Raw genomic sequence first — 24090 nt, 5'->3', positions numbered from 1 at the left:
TATAATAACTATATGCGTAACCATTCAACCCTTATTCTTACCATCATGCTTGCCTTTGCCATGGCTGCATGTAAAACCGGCGCTGTTCAATTGGATAAAACAAATGCCAAAGACGAAGTGCCGGTGCTCACCAATTTGAGCTTTCGTTTCAACAAAGCCTTAGTGCCCGATTCCTTGCTTCAGCAATGGGATTCCACGCCTTTTATTCAATTTGACCCCGCTATTAGAGGTAGGTTTCGTTGGGAGCAGCCCGATGAACTCGTGTTTTCTCCTGCTCAACCATTGGCACCTGCTACCAACTACAGCTTCAAATTGAACAAAGAATTGCTGACCTACTCGAAAGAGTCGTCAGTGAAAGCTTGCGACGATTGTAGTTTTCATACACCCGATCTGCAATTGGTAGATCAAATGGTACAGTGGGTGGCTCCTGAAAACAAACCTACCCAAGCGCAACCACAATTGGATTTGTATTTCAACTATCCGGTTCAACCTTCTTTGATAAAAGAAAAGCTGCAACTAAAAGCAGGAGAAAAAGCACTGTCTTTTTCCATTACTTCCGCCGCAGCAGATGCGCATATTTCAGTATTGATCAACGGTTCCAACTGGACGGATGCCGATATTGAAGCCAAATTGGAACTTCCTTCAGGGTTGTTGCCCGAGGGTGGAAGCAATGCTACGAAGAAGGAGATTTCAGTACCTTTTCTCATTCCTTCTCCCTTTAATTTGATGATCAATGATGTGGTTGCTGATCATGACGGAGTAACCGGAACCATTACCATTCGATCTTCACAAAACATCAGCGCAACCAAGCTATCCGATTATATTTCTGTGAGTCCGAGCGTACCACTTCAGTTCAATCAAACCGACGATGGTCTTGAATTGTCAAGCAATGATTTTGATGTGAACACTTCCTACACGTTGAACATTCGTAAAGGTTTGAAAGGCGTGATTGGCGGAACTTTAAAAGAAGATTATGCCAAGCCCATCGCTTTTGGAGAATTGGAGCCCGGAATTAGTTTTCGACAAACCAAGGCGGTGTATTTGAGTGCAAGTGGAAGCAAAAATTTGGAAGTTCAAATCACCAACTTACCAAAGGTAAAAGTGGTGATCTCTAAAATTTATGAACAGAATATTTTAGCATCTCAGCGATTTGGGTATAGCCCCGGTGGTTACGATGACTATTATTATGAATCAGGGTCGGGTTCCGACTTTGTAATGGGTGATATTATCTATGAAGCAGAAATTGATACCAAAACACTGCCTAAGCTCGGCAATTCACGTTTGTATACGTTTAATCCGGATAATGTTCTCTCCGACTTTAAAGGCATTTATCATATTAAGATCAGTTCGCCCAACGACTATTGGGTTTCCGATGCACGATTCATTTCACTCACCGATATTGGATTGATTGCTAAGAAAGGAAATAACAGTATTGTAGTATTCGCCAATTCCATAAAAACAGCTCAGAGTTTAAGTGGTGTAAATATTGTTGCCTATGGCGCCAATAACCAGGTGCTTGGAACAGGTACAACCGACAAAGATGGAGTGGCCACAATTAATTACATCAAGCGCGATCAAAATGGATTCAATCCCGCAATGATCATTGCCAAAACAGATCAGGATTTCAACTACCTTCCTTTCAATACCACTTCGGTAAATACATCAAGATTTGAAATTGGAGGAAAGAGTATCAATGTAAGTGGATGGGATGCGTTTATTTATCCGGAGCGTGATATTTACAGACCCGGTGAAACCATTCATTACAATACGCTTATTCGAGATGTGAACTGGAAAATTCCCGGAACCATCCCTGTTACGTTTAAGTGGTTGTTGCCTAATGGTAAAGAATTAAAAACCATTCGTAAAACATTGAATGAACAAGGAGCCGTTGAAGGTAGTTTAGCACTCGACGAAGCGGCAATCACCGGTACCTATACTTTGGAACTCTATACTTCTACCAATGTGTTTCTAACTTCTAAAACTTTCAGTGTAGAAGAGTTTATGCCTGATCGTATTAAAGTGAATACGAAAATTTCATCGAATAGTTTGGTGCCGGGACAATCTGCTAAACTTGATATTGAAGCTTTGAATTTCTTTGGGCCGCCCGCCGCCAACCGTAAATACGAATGGGAAGTTCAAGTGAAGCCCATACGTTACAGTTCCAAACGTTTTTCTTCTTATGATTTTGGCATCAGCAATAATCAACTCAGCTTCGATAAAATTGTAGAAGAGGGCACTACCAATGAAGAAGGAAAAGCATCTCAAACTTATGCAGTGCCCACAGAATTCGCTAATAATGGTTGGTTGAAAGCCTCCATGTACACTACTGTATTTGATGAAACCGGTCGTCCGGTTAGTAGAATGACAGCAGCGGATATCTATACCCAAGCGGCATTCCTAGGACTTGAAGACGATGGGATCAACTATTATGCACTGAACAGACCCATTGTTTTCCCGGTTGTTGCGGTAAACAAACAAGACCAACCTGTTTCTGTTACTGCCAAGATTATGGTGGTGAAGAAGGAATACAAGCAAGTGTTGGTTCGAGCCGATTCTTATTTCAGGTATGAATCACAAAAAGAATCGAAAGTATTGATGGAACAAAATATTGCGATCAATGGAGAACGCTCAAGCTTTACTTATGTGCCTAAACAATCGGGCGATTATGAAATTCGTTTGTTCTTGCCAGGTGCCAGCACCTATGTTTCAAAGGAATTTTATAGTTATGGGTCTTGGGGAATCAGTGCATCGAGTTTTGATGTAAATCCGGACGGAGCGATCGATATTTCTCTTGATAAGGAATCCTATAAACCCGGCGAGAGTATGAAAGCCGTATTTAAAACTCCCTTTAGTGGAAGAATGCTCGTAACTGTTGAAACCGATCATTTGTTGGAGTATAAATTTGTGGAAGTACCGGAGAATGCAGTGTCGGTTGATTTAGGAGTGAAAGAAGAGTACTTGCCAAATGTGTATATAACAGCAACCTTGGTGAAGCCGCACGAACAATCGAGTATCCCTTTAACCGTAGCGCATGGATTTCGACGAGTGAAGGTTGCAGCCGATCAACGCCAACAAACAGTGAAAATTGAAGCGCCGGCCAGTATTCGCAGTAAACAAACGCAACGAATTGTAGTGAAAGCCGCGCCCGGTAGTGAAGTAACCTTGGCTGCGGTTGACAATGGTATCCTTCAAGTGACTGATTTTTCTACACCGGATGCGTTCACATATTTCTATGCCGCGCGTGCGCTTGCCGTTCAGTCATTCGATATGTATCCACTTTTATTCCCTGAGTTAAAAGCGCGCTTGAGCAGTACCGGTGGTGACGGCGATTTGGAATTGAGCAAAAGAACCAATCCAATGCCTGCTAAGCGTGTTAAACTGGTTTCATATTGGAGTGGAATTGTAAAAGCAGATGGTAGTGGAAATGCCAGTTTCGATGTGCCGGTTCCGGCCTTCAGTGGGCAAATTCGATTAATGGCCATGGCCTATAAGAACGAAAGTTTTGGAGCCGCTTCACAACCCATGACTGTAGCTGATCCCTTGGTTATTAGTACGGGATTACCAAGATTCTTAAGTCCAAAAGATAGTGTAAGCGTTCCTGTTACTATTAGCAATACTACCAATCAGTCTATTACGGTAACCGCCCAAATTCAGAGTACCGGTCCGGTTGCGGTAGTTGGTGCCAAACAGCAACAGGTTTCTATTCCTGCTCAACGGGAAGCCAATGTGTTGTTTACCGTTGTAGCACAGTCATTAGGATTATCTGATATTACCATTTCGGCTCAGGGAGGGAATGTGAAAGTAGACGAAACCATCAATATTGGAGTTCGACCTTTATCACCGCTTCAATCGAGAACGGGTGCCGGTGTGGTGAATGGTGGAAGTACCACCAATATTGTATTGAATCCTGGCGATTTGTTGCCATCCAACTTAAAATACAAGTTAGTGGTGAGTAAGAATCCGGCACTCAATCTGGGTAAGCAATTGCAGTATTTAACACAATATCCATACGGTTGTACAGAGCAAACAATATCTATTGCATTTCCTCAATTGTACCTCGATGATTTGTGGCAACAATGGAAAGGAACCAAATCTGGAAATGCATCCGGGGCAGCCGTACAAGAAGCCATTCGAAAATTAAAAATGCGTCAGTTATACGATGGTGGCTTTACATTATGGGATGGAGAAGTAGACGCGCATTGGTGGGCTTCGGTTTATGGTGCTCATTTCCTATTGGAGGCACAAAAGGCCGGTTTTGAAGTAGATAAGAAAATGATGGATGCATCTTTGTCGTACTTAAACAATCGACTTAAGAGCCGTCAACTGATTACCTATTATTACAACCAAAATCAGGAAAAGAAGATCGCTCCGAAGGAAGTAGCCTATAGCTTGTATGTATTGTCTTTGGCCGGTAAGCCGAATGTTGCCACCATGAACTATTATAAATCAAACCCTCAATTATTGAGTTTGGATAGTAAATACTTGTTGAGTGCTGCCTATGCATTGGCAGGCGATAAAGAGAAGTTTCAACAGTTACTTCCTAATAGTTTTTCCGGAGAAATTTCTGTAGCTCAATCGGGTGGTAGTTTTTACAGTGATGTTCGAGATGAGGGAATTGCTCTGAATGCATTGGTGGAAGTAATGCCCAATCATCCGCAGGTAGGCTTGATGGCGCAGCATATTTCGCAGCAATTGAGCAGTAGGGTGTACTATACTACCCAAGAATGTGCCTTTAGTTTCTTAGCACTTGGTAAGATGGCACGTGCGGCAAACGGAACCAATATTAGCTACGATTTGAGAGCAAATGGCAAAGCACTTGCATCAAATGCCACTAGCTCTCTTAGTTTTGATAACAAAGAGCTAACAGGTGGTGGAACGGTGATGCTCACAACTAAAGGGAATGGAAAGCTTTACTATTTTTGGCAAGTAGAAGGAGTAAGTGCATCGGGGAACTACAAAGAAGAAGATCAATTTATTAAAGTACGCAGAAAGTTCTTTGATCGATTTGGGAAGCCTATCCAAGGAAATCAATTCAAGCAGAATGATTTGATCATCGTTCAATTGACTCTTGAACAAGCCTATAACAAGCCTGTAGAACAAATTGTAATTACTGATCTACTGCCGGCCGGTTTTGAAATAGAAAACCCAAGAACAAAAGAAATTCCCGGAATGGATTGGATCAAAGATGGGGCGACGCCTACGGCCTTAGACGTTCGGGATGATCGTATCTTATTCTTCCTCGACTTGTTCAATACCAAACAAACTTATTACTATGCGGTAAGGGCTGTTTCTCCGGGAGTGTACCAATTGGCTCCTGCAGCCGCTGACGCTATGTATAAAGGAGAATACCATTCATACAACGGTGCCGGAAGCATTCGGATCGTAAAATAAGTGAGATGGATAAAATCAAAAGGCGGATTGAACTTTAAAGTTCAGTCCGCCTTTTTTATTCGCTGACTACTGTTTTGTTTTGATTTCAATGCGTTCGCCAACGGCATCGTATCGGTATTTCTTGTAGCGCCTCAGATAGAGTAGTTTGCCGTTCTTGTCGTAAAACTTCCAATCTCCAATTTTCCAATTGTTCTTGTACTGACCGATCGATTTTATTTCCCCTTCTTCCAAATATTCCAGCCATACTCCTTCGCGCTCATTAAGCTTGAAAAAGCCGGAATCTTTGAGTTTTCCGGAGGAAAACCAAGATTTGTATTCTCCGTCGAGTAGACTGTTAATATTGACCCTACCTTTTCTGATGGTATAATTCCGGATGTTCATGAGTTGGCCATTGTAATGCCATGTTTTCCAAATACCCTTACTATAATTTCTCCAGAACAATCCGGAATCTGCTAAAACTCCATTACTAAAATAGCGTTGGTAAACACCTGTTAAAAGGCTCTTTTTGAAAACAGCAGTAGAAGCCACCGATCCGTCGGGGAAGTAGCGTACGAATACACCGCTTTTGTTTTTAAGTCCGTGTCCTTTGTATTCACCAAAAGCAACTTTGTTTCCGTCTAAGGTGTAGAATGTAATCTCGTACTTGTTTTTGTAAAGTCTCTTCGGCAAACCCATAAAGGTCACATACTCCATTTCACTTTCTGCTTCAAAATTAGAATTGAAATAGACGTACTTCATTGTGTCGGAAGAGTCTGAAACAAAGAAGGATTTAAGTAACAATATGGGCAACCACTGCAGCATCGTTATTTTACAAATGGTATTTCAAAACTTACGGTAAAATCGATCGCTCGGTTGTGTGAAACGGCCGGTGACCATTGCTTGAGGCTTCTAAAGAAGCGCTCGGTTTCTTTCGACAAAAGTTCGTGGGGGCTATCCGTAATCACAAAATCTTTAAACTCACCCAATTTAGTGATCGTGTATCTGCCTTTTACCATTCCGCTCACGTTCTTATCCAGAAGCTCTTTGGGCCAGAAAATATTATCGAGCATATACGTATTGAAATCAGTGAATCGATCCAAATTTGGGTAGGGGGCTTTAGCAATGCTACAGAAATCGCCGGTTTTGGTACCTGTGCTGTCGAAACATTCCATAGCGGTTACTTTATCGGATTTGTAAACTTCAATGGTACTCAAATTTCCATTTTCATGGTAGTAATTCCATTTTCCTTCCTTCAAATTGTAGACATATGAACCTTTTGAATCGATTTTTCCATTGGGGAAGTAACTGGTCCAGCCTCCATGCAGCGAAAATGCAGGCAAACTGTTGTGTAGAATTTCTTTTACAATTAGTGGCTTAGATGAAGCATAAATGCTGTCGGGATCGGGGAAACCGGCTTCGAATTTTAATCCACCGTTTTCATACCAACTGCTCCAGCTACCGGTCATTTGGTCATTAATTACCATACCCGAATCTTTCATGCCTCCTGACTGGTAGTAAAATTTCCAAACGCCTTGGCGAGAATTATTGATAAAATTACCTTCACTAGCTTTGTTTCCGTTTTCATAGTACACAGAATAAGGACCGTCTTTGACTTCTAAATTGGGGTCTTTGAAGTATGCTTTTAGAATGGGTTTGTTATTTGGATAAACTGCTATCAAATACCAGTGATCTCCGGACCGAATTGCTAGACCGGCGATGGCAGCTTTTGATTTTGAAGTCGGCTGAAATGACGCGTCAAAGTATTTCCTTAACGTATCATTTTTTTGAGAAAATGATGCGTAACTACTTAAGATAAAAAGAAGGAGTAGTGTTTTTTTCATGCGTTTGATTGTCAGTACAATGAATCGAAACTATTTATTTTGTCCGATTTCATAAAAATTGGATTGAATAAGTTTTTAACATGCTATTCTCCTCTTTGAGATGAATGATTCCTTTTTCAACATACAATTTGCTACTCTAGTTCTAAATCATGAGTTTACTATGACGATAGGTATTGCTTTTGAACACATTATGCGCAACCCTTTAATGATTGTAATTCAATGGCTGAACCCACTGCTACCATACTTTCAACCTAAAGGCGGAGGCATTTCTATTACAAATAGATGAACACCTCCCTGCGAATTATTTTCGGCCGATGATCCCCGAATTATTAAAGGGAATCACAAATTTCATTGTATAATCGATATTTCTGTTATGAGAAACGGCCGGCACCCATTGTTTGAGGCTCTTGAAAAAGCGCTCTGTTTCTTTTGATAGCAGTTCGTGAACGCTACTCGTTATTTTAAAATCAATGAGTTCGCCATTTCGGGTAATAGTGTATTCTCCAAATACAACTCCATCAATTGCTTGCTTCAATAATTCTTTTGGCCAGGTAATGTGATCGTACATATAGGTTTTGAAATCGGTGCGTTCATCTAAAATGGGATAAGGCTCGCGTTCTAATGCACAATGGTCGTGCGTTTTAAATCCTGTACTATCAAAGCATTCCAATGATTCTAATTTTTGTTCTTTGTATTCTTCTTTTGTGCTGATTTCTCCATTCTCATAGTAGAATTCCCATGAACCTGTTCTTTGATTGTTCAAATAGCTTCCTTTGGAATCAAGATGTCCATTGCTGTGATAACTTATAAAATCCCCGTTTAATGAGGAGGATGGATATTCATTCATTATTATCCAAAAAATGACCACTGTCTTTGAAGCTTTCTCCAAGCTATCATAACTAGGATAGTTCGCTATTGATTTCACTTGCCCATTCTCATGCCAACTGGTCCATGTTCCGGCCATTCTTCCGTGAACAACCATGCCGGAATCCTTTAGTTTTCCCGAAGCATAGTAATACTTCCATATGCCCTCTTGCACGTTGTTTATAAAAGTTCCCTCATCCGCTTTTTGGCCATTTTCGTGATAGAAAACATAAGGTCCATTTTTTGTTTGACGGCTTTTTTCCTTGAAGTATGCTTTAATCATCGGTTGGCCGTTGGGATATACAAATTTCTGAAACCATTGGTTTCCTACCCGAAAGGCAATTCCATTATAGAAAGATGCAGCTTTTGTAGCGTTCTTGAAGTCGGCGTCCATAAATACACTCAACGTGTCGTTCTTTTGCGAAAAGCCGCTGTTCAGAAAGATTGTAAGGAGTAAAAGGAGTAAAGGTTTTCTCATTCGGTGCCAAGAATTAGACTGTCAAATTAAGAAAATAAAAGAGGGCTGTTTTTCAATAATCAAATATTAGGAAATTTTTATGTGTAGGGTTTTGCACAATCAGTGATGTTTGTGGAAAAATAACTCTCGCTATCGGACATTGTTAGATTTAAGGATGCGGTAATTTTACACTTGTTAAGCCATTCGCTTTTCCCCGAATCCATGAGACAAACCATACTATCTTTTTTTGTTGTTGCACTTTCCTTGCAAAATGGGTATTCACAAGTTGTTGAAAATCGAATACCCGACGGGGGAGGAGCATTTCTTTCCGGGCCTTCCGACCAGATGGATCCTGCTATCAAAAAATTATGGGTGTATCGATTGAAGCAATCTGTTGCATCTTTAAGGGCAAGTGGCGTTATTCCCGCGGCACCTATAAGCCCTCAAATTACCTATAGCTCTCTTCGGATGCCTCTCAAAAGGGCTACCGCATTTACAGACTCAGGGTACTATGCCATGGAAGCTTTCATGGATCATAACCCCGCAGCAGGTCAATTGCGTGATTTCAACTGCGGTACCCGCACTTGGGAATACAATGGCGACTACAATCATACCGGAACAGATATCAATATTTTTCCATTTCCTTGGACGCGAATGAATGATAATTCTGTGGAAGTTGTGGCAGCTGCTGCCGGATACATCATTGAAGGAAATGGCTACAATCGATCGAATGTAGATGGATGTGATTTTACCAATTGTCAAGGCGGGGCTCCTTGTGAGGCCAATCAGATTTTTTTGTTACACGACGATGGCACTGTTGGAGTTTACCTTCATATGAAAAGGAATACCATCACAACAAAAGCTATTGGCGCTCGAATTGAAAAGGGCGAGTATCTCGGAATAGTTGGAAGTTCCGGTCGTTCTAGAGTACCCCACCTGCATTTTGAAATTTGGCAGGATACCAACGGAGAACCCATCGATCCTTGGATGGGAACCTGTAATACCACTATTGCAAGTGGTCAAACCATGTGGGAAACTCAAGAAGCTTACCGAGCTTCATCTATTTTAAAAGTAATGACACATGGCCTAGCGCCGGTTATGGCAGCATGCCCGGAAAACGAGCAGGTAAATGTGCAAACTGTTTTTGTGCCGGGCAATACTTTGAAAGTGGCGGCGTATTATCGAGATAATATTTCAGGGCAAACAGTAACGCATCGCGTGTATGATGCTAACAACGATCTGTACTCACAATGGACACAAACATTCACTTCCACAGACAATACTTCATTTGCATATTACAATGTAGTGTTACCCGTAAACGCCATAGCAGGCTCTTGGCGATACGAAGCTAGCTATGCCGGGTACACGAAGTCAACAAACTTTATTGTAACCTTGAGTTCGCTGCCTCTTGATTTATTGGGTTTTGAAGTAAGTACCAATTCAAATAAAAAAAATGAGTTGAGTTGGGAAGTAGTGAACGATCAAGAACTCCAAGAATATGAAGTTGAGAGAGGGCAAGATGGAAGATCAGGAATTAGTATTGGTAAAGTAGCCGTGAAACAAGCATTGCAAAACAGTTATAAGTTTACTGACGAACAAAGCTTGCCGGGCATTGCATATTATCGACTTAAGATGGTCGGTAAAAATGGTGCCGTAAAATATTCAAAGTGGGTAGTGGCGAAGAATGGATCTACAAGTGGTTTTACTGCTGCTACCGTTTCTAATTCGTCCATTCAAGTACAACTGTTAGAGGCTAGTTCAAAAGGCATGTTATACCTACGAAACAGTCAAGGACAGGTAGTGAAATCTTGGAATATAGCGGGAACAATAGGGCAAGTACTCACACTGAAAGCTTCAGGATTGGCTTCAGGCGTGTATCTCTTGGAATTCCGCAATGATCAATACCAGCCCTTTACCAAGAAGGTATTGATTGCACGATAAAAGGTATATCTGCATGCAAGAAATAACACTCCACAAGAACGGTTTTGATCTTTCTACCGATCGCTCCAGAATTGATTTGGATGCCGTGCACCTGTTTCTTTCTACGAAAGCCTATTGGAGTTTGCATATCCCCAAAGAAACTGTGGCGAAGGCTATTGAGCAGTCTCTTTGCTTTGGTGTGTACCATGAAGACCGCCAAGTCGGATTTGCTCGGGTCATTACAGATTATGCAACCATTGCTTATTTGGGAGATGTTTACATTGAAGAGGAGTGTAGGGGATTGGGACTCTCAAAATGGCTGGTAGAAACGATCATGAATCACCCATCCTTACAAGGACTTCGAAGATGGATATTATTAACCGGTGATGCGCATGGGTTGTACCGTCAATACGGGTGGAAAGAAATAGCCCAACCGGAGAAATGGATGGAATGCCACAACAAAGAGGTTTACACCAAGGGGTAGGAGCAACAATAAAAAAATCCCGCCAAAAGCGGGATCAATATTGGTTTACGAGTTTTTCAACCTCGAATAGACTGCTTACTTAGCGATCGCATTCACACGCTTCGTCAAACCGCTCTTTAAGTTAGCAGCTTTGTTTTTGTGGATGATGCCACGCTTAGCGAGTTTATCGATCATAGAAGATACTTCAGTCAATTTAGCACCCGCTTCAGTTGCCGTTTTGATTTCTTTCAAATCACGAATCGCATTACGGGTTGTTTTTCCGTAATATTTATTTCTATCGCGGCGTTTTGCAGCCTGACGTACATCCTTCTGGGTAGCTTTGTGATTAGCCATGAACTCTAAAATTTAGGACGGCAAAGGTAATCGCTGTAAGGAGAACTACCAAAAAAATACAGGGTTTATTTCTGTTTTTTTTCAAAAATAGGCGCTTTTTCGACTAAATCCGGGCTTTTATTCGTTTAAAAACACCTTGTTTTTCAAGGTGCTGGACATTTTATCAAAATTTTCAAAAAATAGTGATTATCAGGGGTTCAACTACTCGGAGTTCCACCATTTTCACCGATATTTGCAAACCATTCAAAAGACGATGTTTTCATGAAGGATTTTTCGTACATCACACAGTCACACCCACAGTTTATCGAGCATTTGTACCAGGATTTTGTAAAAGACCCTGCCAGTGTTGATCCAGATTTTAAAAAGTTTTTCGAAGGATTCGATTTTGCCGTGAATTCAGGCGCTGCCACCAATGGTACCGCAACCGGTAGCACGAATGTCGGAGCCGATATCGATTGGAAAGCTGAAATAAACGCCTACCGAATGATCTTGGGGTATCGCAACAAAGGACATTTGATTGCCACTACCAATCCTATTCGCACTCGTAAAGACAGAGGAGCCAATCTCGATCTCTCCTTTTTTGGGTTCTCTGAGGCCGATCTCAATAAAGAATTCTTCGCGGGAAACATCATCGGATTAGGACGTACCGCCCTTCGCAATATTCTCAATCACTTACAAAAGAGCTACGCTTCCCACGTAGGGATTGAATTCAAATACATTAGCGACCAGAAGAAAGTAGATTTTCTGACTACTGAAATTGAGCAGAAATTCCATCAAGACATGCCCTTTGAAACCAAAAAGCGCATTCTTGAAAAATTGAACCAAGGGGTGATGTTTGAAAAATTCCTTCACACCAAGTACATCGGTCAAAAACGATTCTCATTGGAAGGAGGGGAAACAACCATTGCTGCCCTTGACGCGATCATTAACACTGCTGCCGATCATGAAGTTCAAGAAGTAGTGATTGGAATGGCACACCGCGGTCGTTTGAATGTACTCGCTAACATCATGGGAAAAACCTATGAGCAAATCTTTAGTGAATTTGAAGGAACGGCCAAGTTGGATCAAACCATGGGTAGCGGCGACGTGAAATACCATATGGGCTATGGTTCGGAATTAAAAACTCCGAATGGGAAAACCATTCACTTGAAATTGATGCCCAACCCTTCACACCTGGAAGCGGTTGATCCGGTGGTTGTAGGTTTTGCTCGCGCAAAAGCAGATATTTTATACAAGAGTGATTTCGATAAAATTCTTCCGATCCTGATTCATGGCGACGCTTCAGTTGCAGGTCAAGGTATCGTATACGAAGTATTGCAAATGAGTGACCTCGATGGCTATTTCACGGGAGGTACCATTCACTTCGTGATCAATAACCAAATTGGATTCACCACTGATTTTGATGATGCGCGTAGTTCTGACTACTGTACATCATTAGCGGCTGCTGTTCAAGCACCGGTATTGCACGTGAATGGCGATGATCCTGAAGCAGTAGTGAAATGCGTGCAAATAGCAACTCGTTACCGTCAGGCTTTCAACTCAGATGTTTTCATCGACATGGTTTGTTACCGTCGTCATGGTCACAATGAAGGAGATGATCCTAAGTTCACTCAACCACAGCTCTATTCATTGATCGATAAACACCCCAACCCTCGTGAAGTGTACACTACGTATTTGTTGGATAAGGGTGAAAAGGACGTAAAAGAGTTGGCCAAGGAAATGGAACAGAAGTTCTGGGGCGATCTTCAAGAACGTTTAGATGAAGTAAAACAAAATCCACTTCCTTATACTTACCAGCAACCCGAATTGGCTTGGAAAAGTTTGAGAACGGCAACAAACGATGACTTTGAAAGAAGTCCAATCACCGCCATCAAAAAAGAGGATTTTGAAAAAGTGTTCAATGCATTGATGGCATGGCCTTCTGATTTCAAACCATTGAAAAAAATTGAAAAGATCATTCAAGATAAAGTGAAACTCTTCGAAGCCGAGCAAAAAATTGATTGGGCTACAGGAGAGTTACTTGCTTATGGAACATTGATCAATGATGGCAAGGATGTACGTATGAGCGGACAGGACGTACGCAGAGGTACTTTTAGTCATCGTCATGCTGTTTTGCGCGATGAGAATACGGATGTTGCCTACAATCGTTTGAGCAGAATAGAAGGTGCAACAGGTGAATTTAGAATTTACAACTCATTGCTCAGTGAATACGGAGTATTGGGATTTGAATACGGTTATTCATTGGCCAACCCTAATGCCTTGGTGTTGTGGGAAGCTCAGTTTGGAGACTTCAGCAATGGGGCCCAAACCATGATCGACCAGTTCATTAGTGCAGGCGAGCAAAAATGGAACCGTATGAACGGTATCACCATGTTGTTGCCTCACGGGTACGAAGGCCAAGGTCCGGAACACAGTAGTGCTCGTTTGGAACGTTACCTCCAAATGTGTGCTGAATTAAATATGGTGGTTACCAATATCACCACAGCTGCGAATTTCTTCCACGCATTGCGACGTCAGTTGGCATGGCCTTTCCGCAAGCCAATGATCAATTTTAGCCCGAAAGCGAATTTGCGTCACCCCGGAACCTATTCACCGGTGTCTGCATTTTTAGAGGGTGGATTCAAAGAAGTGCTCGATGATACGTATGTGAAAGATCCAGCGCAAGTGAAGAAAGTATTGTTCTGCAGCGGTAAGATCTATTTTGATTTGGCCGAACAACAAGAGAAAAGAGGTGCAACCGATGTAGCCATTGTTCGTTTGGAACAATTGTATCCATTGCCTGCAACTCAAATAGAAGCTTTGTATAAAAAGTATAGCAAAGCAACTTGGTTCTGGGTTCAAGAAGAACCCTTGAACATGGGAGCCGCTTCTTTCTTGCAAATGAACTTGAAGTCAATTAATTACGGAGTGATCAGTCGTCAGCCGAGCGCTGCTACCGCCACAGGTTATGCGAAAGTTCACAAGGCAGAGCAAGAAGAAATCATCGAAACAGCATTTACTATTTAAGCATTCAACGAATTTTAATTAAGAATATATTTTTATGATCGATATTAAAGTACCAACCGTCGGAGAGTCCATTAGTGAAGTAACCTTACTGAAATGGACGAAGAAGACCGGCGATTATGTAAAGCGCGACGAAGTGATTGCAGAATTGGAAAGTGAGAAAGCAACATTTGAAGTGAATGCTGAACAGGCCGGTGTTATTACATTGGGAAATATTGCAGAAGGCGATACCATTAAAATTGGTGATGTAATCGCTTCTATTGATGAAACAGCTGCTGCTCCTGCCGCTGCACCTGAAGCTCCTAAAGCAGAAGCACCCAAGGCTGAAGCTCCAAAAGCAGAGGCTCCAAAGCCCGCTTCTGCACCTGCTGAAAATGTGAAAGCAACTCCGGTAGCATCAGCTATCATTGCCGATAAAAAAGTAGATCCTAAATCGGTTACTCCAAGTGGAGTAGGTGGAAAAATATTGAAAGATGATGTATTGGCTGCCTTGAGCAATCCGGGAAGAAAGCCGGGTGCTGAACTCTTTGGTCGCAATGTGAAGAAGGAAAAAATGAGCAACCTCCGCAAAACCATTTCTCGCAGATTGGTGGAAGCGAAGAATACAACAGCCATGTTAACTACTTTCAATGAAGTAGACATGAAGCCGATCATGGACATCCGCGCTCAGTACAAAGACAAGTTCAAAGAGAAACATGGTGTAAACCTAGGCTTCATGAGCTTTTTTGCCAAAGCCTGTGCGTACGCTTTGCAAGAATGGCCGGCAGTAAATGCCTATATTGATGGTGATGAATTGATTTACCACGATTATTGCGATATCTCTATTGCTGTCTCTACACCACGTGGATTGACCGTTCCTGTAATGCGCAACGTAGAAAGCCTTGGAATGGCCGATATTGAAAAGAAAGTAGTGGAATTGGCCGGAAAGGCACGTGATAACAAATTAACCATGGAAGACTTGCAAGGAGGTACTTTTACCATCACCAATGGTGGTGTGTTTGGTTCTTTGCTCAGTACTCCCATTATTAATATTCCTCAATCTGCAATCTTAGGAATGCATAAAATTGAAGAACGACCCATTGCTATGAATGGTCAAGTAGTGATTCGCCCGATGATGTATTTGGCGTTAAGCTACGATCACCGTATCATTGATGGTCGTGAAAGTGTTAGCTTCCTAGTGCGCGTGAAGGAATTGTTGGAGAATCCTCAGTTGATGCTTTTCGGAAAAGATCCGGTGAAAGCATTGCTGGAAATTTAAACCTTAAACGAGAACTGCTTATGTTACGCGATCTTATCAAATGGGCTTTGCCCGTGCTTTTATTATCTGCCTGCGGGAAAGAACTGAGTGTTGATTCTACTGACCCGGGTTATTCCGGAAATGGCGGAGGCGGTAGTACGAATGGAGGCCTTCTTACCAAAGTAGTGGCCGCATCATCCATTGATACTTCAACTACCGAATATACCTACGACGTTAACAAACGTCTCATAAAAGAAACCTACTTAAGTACTTCGGGTTCATTAGGTGGTATGCAGGCTAGCTATGAATTCCGCATTTACAGAAATTCTGCAGGCCTTATTACTAAGTACACCTATATTACAAGTGAGTTGGCAGGTTCGGGATTAGACAGTCTTGTTTATGAGGCTCGTTACAACAGTGCTACTTCACGTTATACTGCCATTGTTTCTTATGCATATGAAACCGGGTTTGATCCGGAAGTGTATGATAGTACCGCATTGACTTACAATACCGCAGGCAAGTTGATCAAGGCCAACGGTTACGTAAATGCGTTCGGAACTTATGAATTGTATTCTGCTTACGATTATACGTATGATGCATCAGGCAATTTAGGCAGCTCAACACAGTCGGTTGAAACCGGTAGCGGCGTGGCTCCTCTGATGAAACTTGGCTTTACGTACGATGGAAAAAAGGCGTCTATAACTCTTCCTTATCAAGATGCTGTAGCGTTGAATAATATGCAATATGCCAATTCTCAAAATGTACTGAAAACAAATATTACAGTTTATTCAAGTGGTGCACCTCAATCTTTTGAAGTAGCTTCTACCTACAAGTACAATTCAAATAACCAGCCTTCTTCAGCAAACTTAGTTTCTCAAAACGGTATTCAAACGGCTACTTACTTTTATAAGTAGTTATTATCAAATAATTGAGAAGCCCGATTCAATAGAATCGGGCTTTGTTATCTTTGTACAAATTCATCTCTTTTGAGTCGATACTATTCTTATATCAATACCGCTGCATCCATTCTTCATCACTATCAGGGAGCAGAACCCCTTGCTGCGCATTTGAAAAAAATCTTTGCTCAGAACAAGAAAATGGGTTCTAAAGACCGAAAGTGGGTGACAAGTCTCTGCTACGATTATTGCAGAGTGAAACCACATTTAACTACCAATGACCTCCCTACCGCGGTACTTCAAGCACATTTTCTTTTAACACAACAGTCTACTGCATTATTGGAAGTAGCGGCTCCGGAATGGAACTTGTTAGCTTCGGAATCTTTTCAAGAAAAAATAGAAAGAATTGGCGCTTCGTTAACGGCCAATATAGCTTGGGTGAATGAGCTGTCGCTTGAAATAAATAAAGACGCTTATTTTACCGGCATTCTTCATCAACCTCCTTTTTATCTAAGACTTCGCCCAAGTTATGAGAAAATAGTTGTTGATAAATTGAAGAAGGCTGAACTCGCATTTGAATCGATGTCTCCAACTTGCATCGCCTTGCAGGCCGGATTGAACATAGAAAATATAATACAGCTAAACAGGGAAGCAGTTGTTCAAGATCTTAGCTCACAACGTGTACAAGAATTCTATCAGCTAATTTCTTGGGTAGGAAAACCTGAAAGGAAAACACCCACCGTTTGGGATTGCTGCGCCGCCAGCGGTGGTAAATCAATTTTACTATTCGACACGCTTTCAACCATTGAACTATCAGTATCGGATATACGAGACTCCATTCTGCATAATTTATCAAACCGCTTTAAAGAAGCAGGCATTAAGAATTACCACCGATTTGTGTTTGATGCCGGCAGGGGAAGCAAGCACGATCGCAAGTTCGACTTGGTAATTGCTGATGTGCCTTGCACAGGCAGCGGCACCTGGTCGAGAACGCCTGAGCAATACCTTTTCTTTGATCAACAAAAAATTGAAACCTACGCAGCAGTTCAATCCAAAATTGTAAGCAATGTTCTTGCAAATGTGAAGCCCGGGGGCTATTTCCTGTATTGTACCTGCTCTGTATTTACCAAAGAAAATGAAGAGAGAGTGCAAGAAATTCTTTCCAATAAAAAAATGAGATTGGTTTATTCGGGATATCTAGACGGAACTTCAAGAAAGGCCGATACCTTATTTGCAGCTTTGTTTATTTCTGAATAGTAATTCGTTGAGTTGAAGTTCCATCGCGGTATTCAACTATGTAAACGCCTGCAGATAATTTTGCTGCAGCTCCAAAGCTTAAAGTGTAAGTGCTGCCAGCCTGAACATCTAGCTGTTTCAATTCTATCAATTGCCCGCTGCTATTGAACAAGCGGAGTGTGGCTTTACCAGTATTGGGTGCTTTTAATAATGCAGAGAGGGATTGTTTAAATGGAACGGGGTAGATCTTGATCCAATTCGATCCAAGAATTGCATCCTGATTCTTTTTCAGTCTTTCCGCTGCAAGATATTCATATGCTTTTCTGAAATTCGGAATGCCATATCCCAAGCTATCATTGGGACTTGTATAAGTGCTCGAACTTTTTTGAACGGCATTGATGATTTCCATATTGGTGAACTCGGGATATGCTTGCCACAGGCAAGCGATCAATCCACAAGCGAGCGGGTTCGAAAACGAAGTACCATTTCCACTCGATGCATTACCGGCGGTATTGGCCAGTACCGTGGCTTGACCTACTGATACAATATTCGGTTTTCGAGCACCGGCACCATTGGGCCCCCAACTGCTGAATTTTGCGCGAATGCCGGCCTGTGTTACCGCACCTACTGCCACCACGCTATCGCCATCGGCCGGGCAAGCAATGTATTTCGTATCATTTGTAGCATTACCCGAATTACCTGCACTATTGGTTACAATGATTCCTTTTTTAGCGGCTAAGTCGGCGCCTAATGTAACGAGTGCCGTATTACCATTGCGCTGGGCATAACTATGGTTGAAGGAAGCGTCGTCAAAATCATAATAACCCAATGATGAACTGATCATATCAACTCCCACACTGTCGGCATATTCTGCCGCTGCTACCCAGTTTTGTTCTTCTACGGGATATTCTGAATTCACATCCTCTGTTCTGAATAAATAGAAGCTAGCGTGAGGTGCTGACCCCATTAAGGAGCCCGGTTTGTTGCCGGCTATAATGGAGAAACAGTACAATCCATGTGGATGATCTTCATTTACACTTTCTTCATTGGCTACATAATCCCATACTCCCAAAATTCTGTTCTGAGAACGAACACTGTCCATGGCCACATTGGTTTTATAACCAAAAAAGCCTCCGTCAAGGATGGCGATGGTAATGCCTTTGCCGGTAAAGCCAAGATCGTGTAAGTATTCGCCTTCGTGTAAATGAATTTGATTGTAACTATTTCCGTAACTGAGAGAGTGGGTACCGTTGAGGCCGTTCATGCCAATCAATTCATTTCCCACTACGCCATATTTTTCATTTGTGATTGGTTGCCCTTTGTCGATATTGTCTACATTCAATGCAATAGGAGCCGCGGTTTTCACGAAAGGAAAACTATTGATTTTTACCAGTGCAGCGGGGTCGGTAGTTTTGACCAATACTTGGTTAAACCATTTTGAAACATTTAGTACCGTAACATTTGGTACGGAACGAATACTGTCTAAATAAGCGGGGGTAATGGGCAGATCGGTGGAATCGATACTGATATTTTGTTTCGCTCTTCGCGCGATGGCTTTCGCGCTGAGATAGCTAGATGGATTGGAAAGGCTGTGCGGGGTATTCTTCTTATCCGTAAACTTTACCACGTACCTGCTATACTGTGCAGTACTTGAAAGTGTTGCAAAGAAAAGAATTCCCATCAACAGCAGTACCCGTCTCATTTCCAGCTTTTTTAATTGTGATCGATCATCGTTAATTTGATACCATAACCAGTATATCCATGATTTGAACTACTTGGTGGTTGGTATTCCCAGTGCAAGAATTCTTTGTAGATGAGGCCAATGCCCTTTCCAAAAACTTCCTTGCTAAAGTTTCGTTCGCTGTAGAAATTAGCGTCTGTTGGAGTTCCTAAGGTTTCATCGCGTTGATTCACGGTTACTGTGTTGGGAATGTTTAGATTGTTCCAAACAGTGAACGCTTGCTCAAACTTGTCGTATACATAGTCCCACCCTTTCAGATACTGAACAGTAGAACTTTCAGAAGTTGTTTGAATATAATTGTTGCCACCCCAAGTAACGCCGTCTGCAATAGGTAGTTTCAACTTCACGAAACGAAGATTGTTTTCTACCAGTTCAATAGTTGCATTGGTTGGTGTTACCGTGTATGTACTAATAGGTGTCCAAGTGCCGGAAGCGGCAGTATCATTGAGATAACGAATGATTCGATAAGTAGGACGATTTGAATTGTCGGTTATTAATGCGTCAACTACGTCTTTTACTTGATAGGATTTTACGGTATCCTTGGTGCCGAAGTTTACAAATACGGTAGAGTCGCATCTGTAGCGAATGTATTTTCCAACTTCCAGGGGCATATAATCACTTAATGCAGGAGTCAATACTTGCGCTTTCTCGTCGCAAGAGGTGAGCAAGCTTGCGCTTACGAACAACAGCAGTGCTATTTTCAACAGTCTTTGCATAATATGGATATAGGGTTGAGATTTGGGTTAAAACACAAAACAACTTCACAATTAACGATTTAGAACCTGTTTTATTGCTTTTCCAACCAAAAAGCAGAAAATGCAAGGAGTTGAAAATCAATCGATTTTAAAATGGCCGCTGAATGATGCCACCCCCAACTACATCGTCTCCTTCGTAAAACACAGCACTTTGACCCGGCGCAACCCCTTTTGCATCCTGATAAAACTTCACTTCAATTCCTTTTTCATGGTTGTACAAATGGCTCATGGTACCACCATCTTTGTATCGAATTTTGGTAGTTGCTTCAAAGCCATCTTCCACACCTTCGTATTTTACCCAATTGATTTTGGATACGATCATCTCATTTTTATTCAAATCTTCCTCATCTCCTAAAACTACGGTATTGGTTTCCGGTTGGATGCCTGTAACATACACCGGTTTACCAAAAGTAATGTCCAATCCCTTTCTTTGACCAATGGTATAGAAAGGATAACCTTTGTGTTTACCAAGAATATTTCCCGATTTGTCAACAAAGTTTCCGCCGTTTACTTTTTCTTCCAGCCCTTCTACTTTTCTTTTTAGAAAACCACGGTAGTCATTGTCGGGCACAAAACAGATTTCATAACTCTCGTGCTTTTTAGCTAATTCAGGATAGCCATAATCGTGAGCCATTTGACGAATCTCTGTTTTACGATAAGGGCCAAGGGGTAACAAGGTTCTACTCAATAGATCTTGTTGCAATCCCCATAGCACATAGCTTTGATCTTTGGTTTCGTCTACTGCTTTGCTTACATAATACCGACCATTGCTGTGTTGAAAGCGTTTTGCATAGTGACCTGTTGCAATGAATTCACAATCCAATGCATCGGCTCTTTTAAGCAAAGCACGCCATTTAATATGGGTATTGCACATCACACAAGGGTTGGGCGTTCTTCCTGCCAAGTATTCTTCAACGAAATTATCGATCACGAAATCACCGAATTCATCTCGAATGTCCAATATATAGTGGGGGAAGCCATGTTGTACGGCTGCCATGCGCGCATCATTAAAGCTGTCGATATTGCAACAGCCGGTTTCTTTCTTGCTGCCACCGCTGGCTGCATAGTCCCATGTTTTCATGGTAATACCAATCACCTCATACCCTTGATCGTTCAACATCAGGGCGGTAACGGTACTGTCGATACCGCCACTCATCGCTACCAGCACTTTTCCTTTTTTACTCATACGTTCTTCACTTGAATGGGCAAAGATACGATGCTTGGGCGGTTTAAGAGGGTGGTATCCTCGAGGTGAGTCGCCGGTTTTCAACATGTTTTTCTTATTTCGTAAACCGGAAGGGATGGGAGGTGCTTTTATACCGTAAACTTTGTTACCTTAGAAATCCAACTAAAAATGTATGAGAAAACTTCCCATTGCGCTGATTTTCAGCCTGTTTACCTTTTTTGCAAGTGCTCAGGAATTGAGTTATTATTTGCCCGACAGTGTTAGTTACAATCCCAACATTCCCACTCCTAAATCGGTGATCTACCATGAAGTAGGGGAATGGCATGTAACACATGACCGATTGGTAAATTACATGAAGGCTCTTGCTGTAGCAGCCCCCGACAGAATTAAATTGGAAACCATGGGTTTTACGTATGAGGGCCGTCCTCAGGTGCTCCTCATCATTACTTCTCCAAAAAATCATGCGCGTTTAGAAGAGATCAGACAACAGCACGTTCAATTAACCGATCCTTCATTCAATGGAAACCTGCCCATTGATCAAATGCCGATTGTGGTTTGGGTTGGGCATTCCATTCATGGTAATGAGCCCAGTGGTGCCAATGCTAGTTTATTAAGCGCCTATTATTTGGCCGCAGCCCAAGGCAAAAACATAGATGAATTGTTAGATAAAGTAGTGATCTTATTTGATCCTTCTTTTAATCCCGATGGATTGCAACGCTTCTCCACTTGGGTGAACCAACATAAGAGCAAGAATTTGGTGACCGATCCCAATTCAAGAGAATTCAATGAAGTATGGCCCGGAGGTCGTTTCAACCATTATTGGTTCGATTTGAACCGCGATTGGTTGCCGGCTGTACATGTTGAAAGTCAAAACCGATTGAAATGGTTCCATTTATGGAAGCCCAATATTTTAACCGATCACCACGAACAAGGAAGCAATGCTACCTTTTTCTTTCAACCTGGTGTTCCTTCCCGTGTGAATCCGATTACTCCTGAAAAGAATCAAGAGTTGACGGGCAAGCTCGCTGTGTACCACGCGAAATTTTTGGATCGAATCGGTTCTTTGTATTTTACCAAAGAAAACTACGACGACTATTATTACGGAAAAGGATCCACTTATCCGGATGTGAACGGCGCCATCGGAATCTTGTTTGAACAGGCAAGTTCCAGAGGTCATGCACAACAAACATCCAATGGATTGTTGAAATTCCCTTTTACCATTCGCAATCAATTCGTGACCACTCTTTCAACTTTGGAAGGTGCCGCTGCTTTGAAGAAGGAGTTTTTACAATGGCAACGTGAGTTTTACAAAACAGCTATTTCAGAAGCGGCCACCGCACCCGTAAAAGCATTTGTGTACAGTGCGAAAAAAGATGCAACCAAGGCGGCTATTTTCACGGAGATGCTCAAACGCCATCAAATTGAAGTTTACAAAACTGCTGCGGAAGTAGCGGGTGACAATGGCGTCATTCCGAAAGGAGAAGGATACATTGTTCCGGCCAATCAACCTCAATACCGCTTGATCCATGGAATTTTTGATAAAACATTGCAGTATAAAGACAGCTTGTTCTACGATATCACCGCTTGGACCTTACCACTGGCTTTTGGTTTGAATTATGCCGAATTGGGAGCTGCTAAATTTAGTCCTTCCTTAATAGGTGATAGAGTGGAGGCCGTAACCATGCCCTCTGGTTCAGTGGTTGGAGGAAAATCGAATTATGCTTATTTGTTTGAGTGGGATGAATTGCTAGCACCTAAATTTTTATACGAATTGCAGAACAGTGGAATCATTGTGAAAACTGCAACCAATACTTTTGAAATTCCAACAAGTGCGGGTAGTCGAAAATTTGCCTATGGTACTATCTCTATTTCTGTACAATTGCAAAGCATGAGTTCAGATCAGTTGTATAAAAAGATTGAAGAAGGTGCTATTCGAAATGGTATTACAGTTTACAGTGTGGCAACAGGTAATGTAACAAGCGGAAGCGACTTGGGAAGCAGTCGCATGGCAGTAGTGCCCAAACCTTCTGTAGCAATGTTGGTTGGTAACAGTGTAAGTGCAACTGATGCAGGTGAAATTTGGCATTTGTTAGATCAACGCATGAATATTCCTTCTACACATTTGGATGTGAGTAGTTTTAACAGAGTGGAGCTGGGTCGCTACAACACCTTGATCATGGTTTCAGGTGGTTATGGAGATATCAATAAAGACAAATTGAAAGCTTGGGTTCAACAAGGCGGAACACTCATTGCTTTAGAAGAGGCTATTAATTGGTGTGCCGATAATGGTATTACAACCGTCAATTTCAAAAAGGCGAAATCTCCTTTAGACAGTCTAAAAAATCTTACTTATGTAGATCGTGAACAGATCAACGGTGCTCAACAAATGAGTGGAGCTATTTTTGGTGCGGCGATCGACCAAAGCAATCCGCTTGCTTATGGTTACCAGCAAAAAGTGGTGAGTTTGTTCAAGGCCAATAGAGTGTACATGGAAAAGGGAAAGAATCCTTTTGCTATTCCCTTCGTGTATACTGCGAATCCATTGCAGAGTGGCTGGGTTAGTAAAGAGAATTACGATGCTGTAAAAGGCTGTGCAGCAGTTTTGGTGAGCCAGGTAGGATCGGGTCGTGTGATCAATATTGCCGATAATCCAAACTTTAGAGCATTCTGGCTGGGTGGAACCAAGTTGTTTATGAATGCTATTTTCTTCGGAAGATTGGTGAACAGTGGTGGTGATAGGGGAGAAGAATAATATACCCAAATACCT

15 protein-coding genes are annotated in these 24090 nt (G+C 41.9%); 8 read left to right on the top strand and 7 right to left on the bottom strand.

From position 1 onward, the window contains the following. Positions 1-12 precede the first annotated feature (12 nt). A complete protein-coding gene (locus ACQ2HE_RS07585; RefSeq protein ID WP_430898951.1) occupies positions 13-5391 on the top strand; it encodes an alpha-2-macroglobulin family protein in 5379 nt (1792 codons plus the stop codon). A 66-nt stretch (positions 5392-5457) separates the two neighbouring features. Here ACQ2HE_RS07585 and ACQ2HE_RS07580 read toward each other — a convergent pair whose 3' ends face one another. From ACQ2HE_RS07580 to ACQ2HE_RS07570, 3 genes are all read right to left on the bottom strand, one after another. After that, positions 5458-6129, bottom strand: coding sequence for a toxin-antitoxin system YwqK family antitoxin (locus tag ACQ2HE_RS07580; RefSeq protein ID WP_430898954.1), 672 nt, complete (start codon positions 6127-6129; stop codon positions 5458-5460). 65 nt (positions 6130-6194) lie between these two features. Then, positions 6195-7211 carry an energy transducer TonB gene (locus ACQ2HE_RS07575; protein ID WP_430898956.1) on the bottom strand — a complete coding sequence of 339 codons (1017 nt, stop codon included), beginning with the start codon at positions 7209-7211 and terminating at the stop codon, positions 6195-6197. 301 nt (positions 7212-7512) lie between these two features. After that, entirely contained in the window at positions 7513-8553 is a 1041-nt protein-coding gene (locus ACQ2HE_RS07570) for an energy transducer TonB (protein WP_430898958.1), read from the bottom strand. A 201-nt stretch (positions 8554-8754) separates the two neighbouring features. Here ACQ2HE_RS07570 and ACQ2HE_RS07565 point away from each other — a divergent pair, with 201 nt between their 5' ends. Both ACQ2HE_RS07565 and ACQ2HE_RS07560 read left to right on the top strand, forming a co-directional pair. Further along, on the top strand, positions 8755-10473 hold the full coding sequence (locus tag ACQ2HE_RS07565; RefSeq protein ID WP_430898960.1) for a peptidoglycan DD-metalloendopeptidase family protein: 1719 nt from the start codon (positions 8755-8757) through the stop codon (positions 10471-10473). Between the two features lie 13 nt (positions 10474-10486). Next, positions 10487-10936, top strand: a complete 450-nt coding sequence (locus ACQ2HE_RS07560) for a GNAT family N-acetyltransferase (protein WP_430898962.1) — start codon at positions 10487-10489, stop codon at positions 10934-10936. 75 nt (positions 10937-11011) lie between these two features. On the opposite strand, the gene rpsT is transcribed toward ACQ2HE_RS07560, so the two are convergent. After that, positions 11012-11269, bottom strand: coding sequence for a 30S ribosomal protein S20 (gene rpsT, locus ACQ2HE_RS07555; RefSeq protein ID WP_430898964.1), 258 nt, complete (start codon positions 11267-11269; stop codon positions 11012-11014). 261 nt (positions 11270-11530) lie between these two features. Here rpsT and ACQ2HE_RS07550 point away from each other — a divergent pair, with 261 nt between their 5' ends. The 4 genes from ACQ2HE_RS07550 (at position 11531) to ACQ2HE_RS07535 (ending at position 17662) form a co-directional block, all read left to right on the top strand. After that, positions 11531-14275, top strand: coding sequence for a 2-oxoglutarate dehydrogenase E1 component (locus ACQ2HE_RS07550; RefSeq protein ID WP_430898966.1), 2745 nt, complete (start codon positions 11531-11533; stop codon positions 14273-14275). 34 nt (positions 14276-14309) lie between these two features. Beyond that, positions 14310-15530 carry a 2-oxoglutarate dehydrogenase complex dihydrolipoyllysine-residue succinyltransferase gene (odhB, locus tag ACQ2HE_RS07545; protein ID WP_430898968.1) on the top strand — a complete coding sequence of 407 codons (1221 nt, stop codon included), beginning with the start codon at positions 14310-14312 and terminating at the stop codon, positions 15528-15530. Between the two features lie 20 nt (positions 15531-15550). Further along, entirely contained in the window at positions 15551-16423 is an 873-nt protein-coding gene (locus ACQ2HE_RS07540) for a hypothetical protein (protein WP_430898970.1), read from the top strand. Between the two features lie 72 nt (positions 16424-16495). Continuing rightward, positions 16496-17662 carry an RsmB/NOP family class I SAM-dependent RNA methyltransferase gene (locus ACQ2HE_RS07535; protein WP_430898972.1) on the top strand — a complete coding sequence of 389 codons (1167 nt, stop codon included), beginning with the start codon at positions 16496-16498 and terminating at the stop codon, positions 17660-17662. Here the strand turns inward: ACQ2HE_RS07535 and ACQ2HE_RS07530 are convergent. The 3 genes from ACQ2HE_RS07530 to mnmA form a co-directional block, all read right to left on the bottom strand. After that, complete coding sequence (locus tag ACQ2HE_RS07530; protein WP_430898974.1) at positions 17649-19343, bottom strand: S8 family peptidase; 1695 nt, start codon at positions 19341-19343, stop codon at positions 17649-17651. The genes ACQ2HE_RS07535 and ACQ2HE_RS07530 overlap by 14 nt on opposite strands. An 11-nt stretch (positions 19344-19354) precedes the next feature. Next, positions 19355-20098, bottom strand: coding sequence for a hypothetical protein (locus ACQ2HE_RS07525; protein WP_430898976.1), 744 nt, complete (start codon positions 20096-20098; stop codon positions 19355-19357). Positions 20099-20225: 127 nt separating this feature from the next. Further along, positions 20226-21410, bottom strand: coding sequence for a tRNA 2-thiouridine(34) synthase MnmA (mnmA, locus tag ACQ2HE_RS07520; RefSeq protein ID WP_430898978.1), 1185 nt, complete (start codon positions 21408-21410; stop codon positions 20226-20228). 85 nt (positions 21411-21495) lie between these two features. On the opposite strand from mnmA, the gene ACQ2HE_RS07515 reads away from it, so the two are divergent. Further along, positions 21496-24075, top strand: coding sequence for a M14 family metallopeptidase (locus ACQ2HE_RS07515; RefSeq protein ID WP_430898980.1), 2580 nt, complete (start codon positions 21496-21498; stop codon positions 24073-24075). The last annotated feature ends 15 nt before the right edge of the window (positions 24076-24090 follow it).

The sequence above is a fragment of the Endoryza foliicola genome, from assembly GCF_050589245.1.
Taxonomy (GTDB): Bacteria; Bacteroidota; Bacteroidia; order Chitinophagales; family Chitinophagaceae; genus Endoryza; species Endoryza foliicola.
The sequence above is the reverse complement of the archived record's forward strand: the minus strand, read 5'-3'. Positions and strand labels throughout refer to the sequence as shown.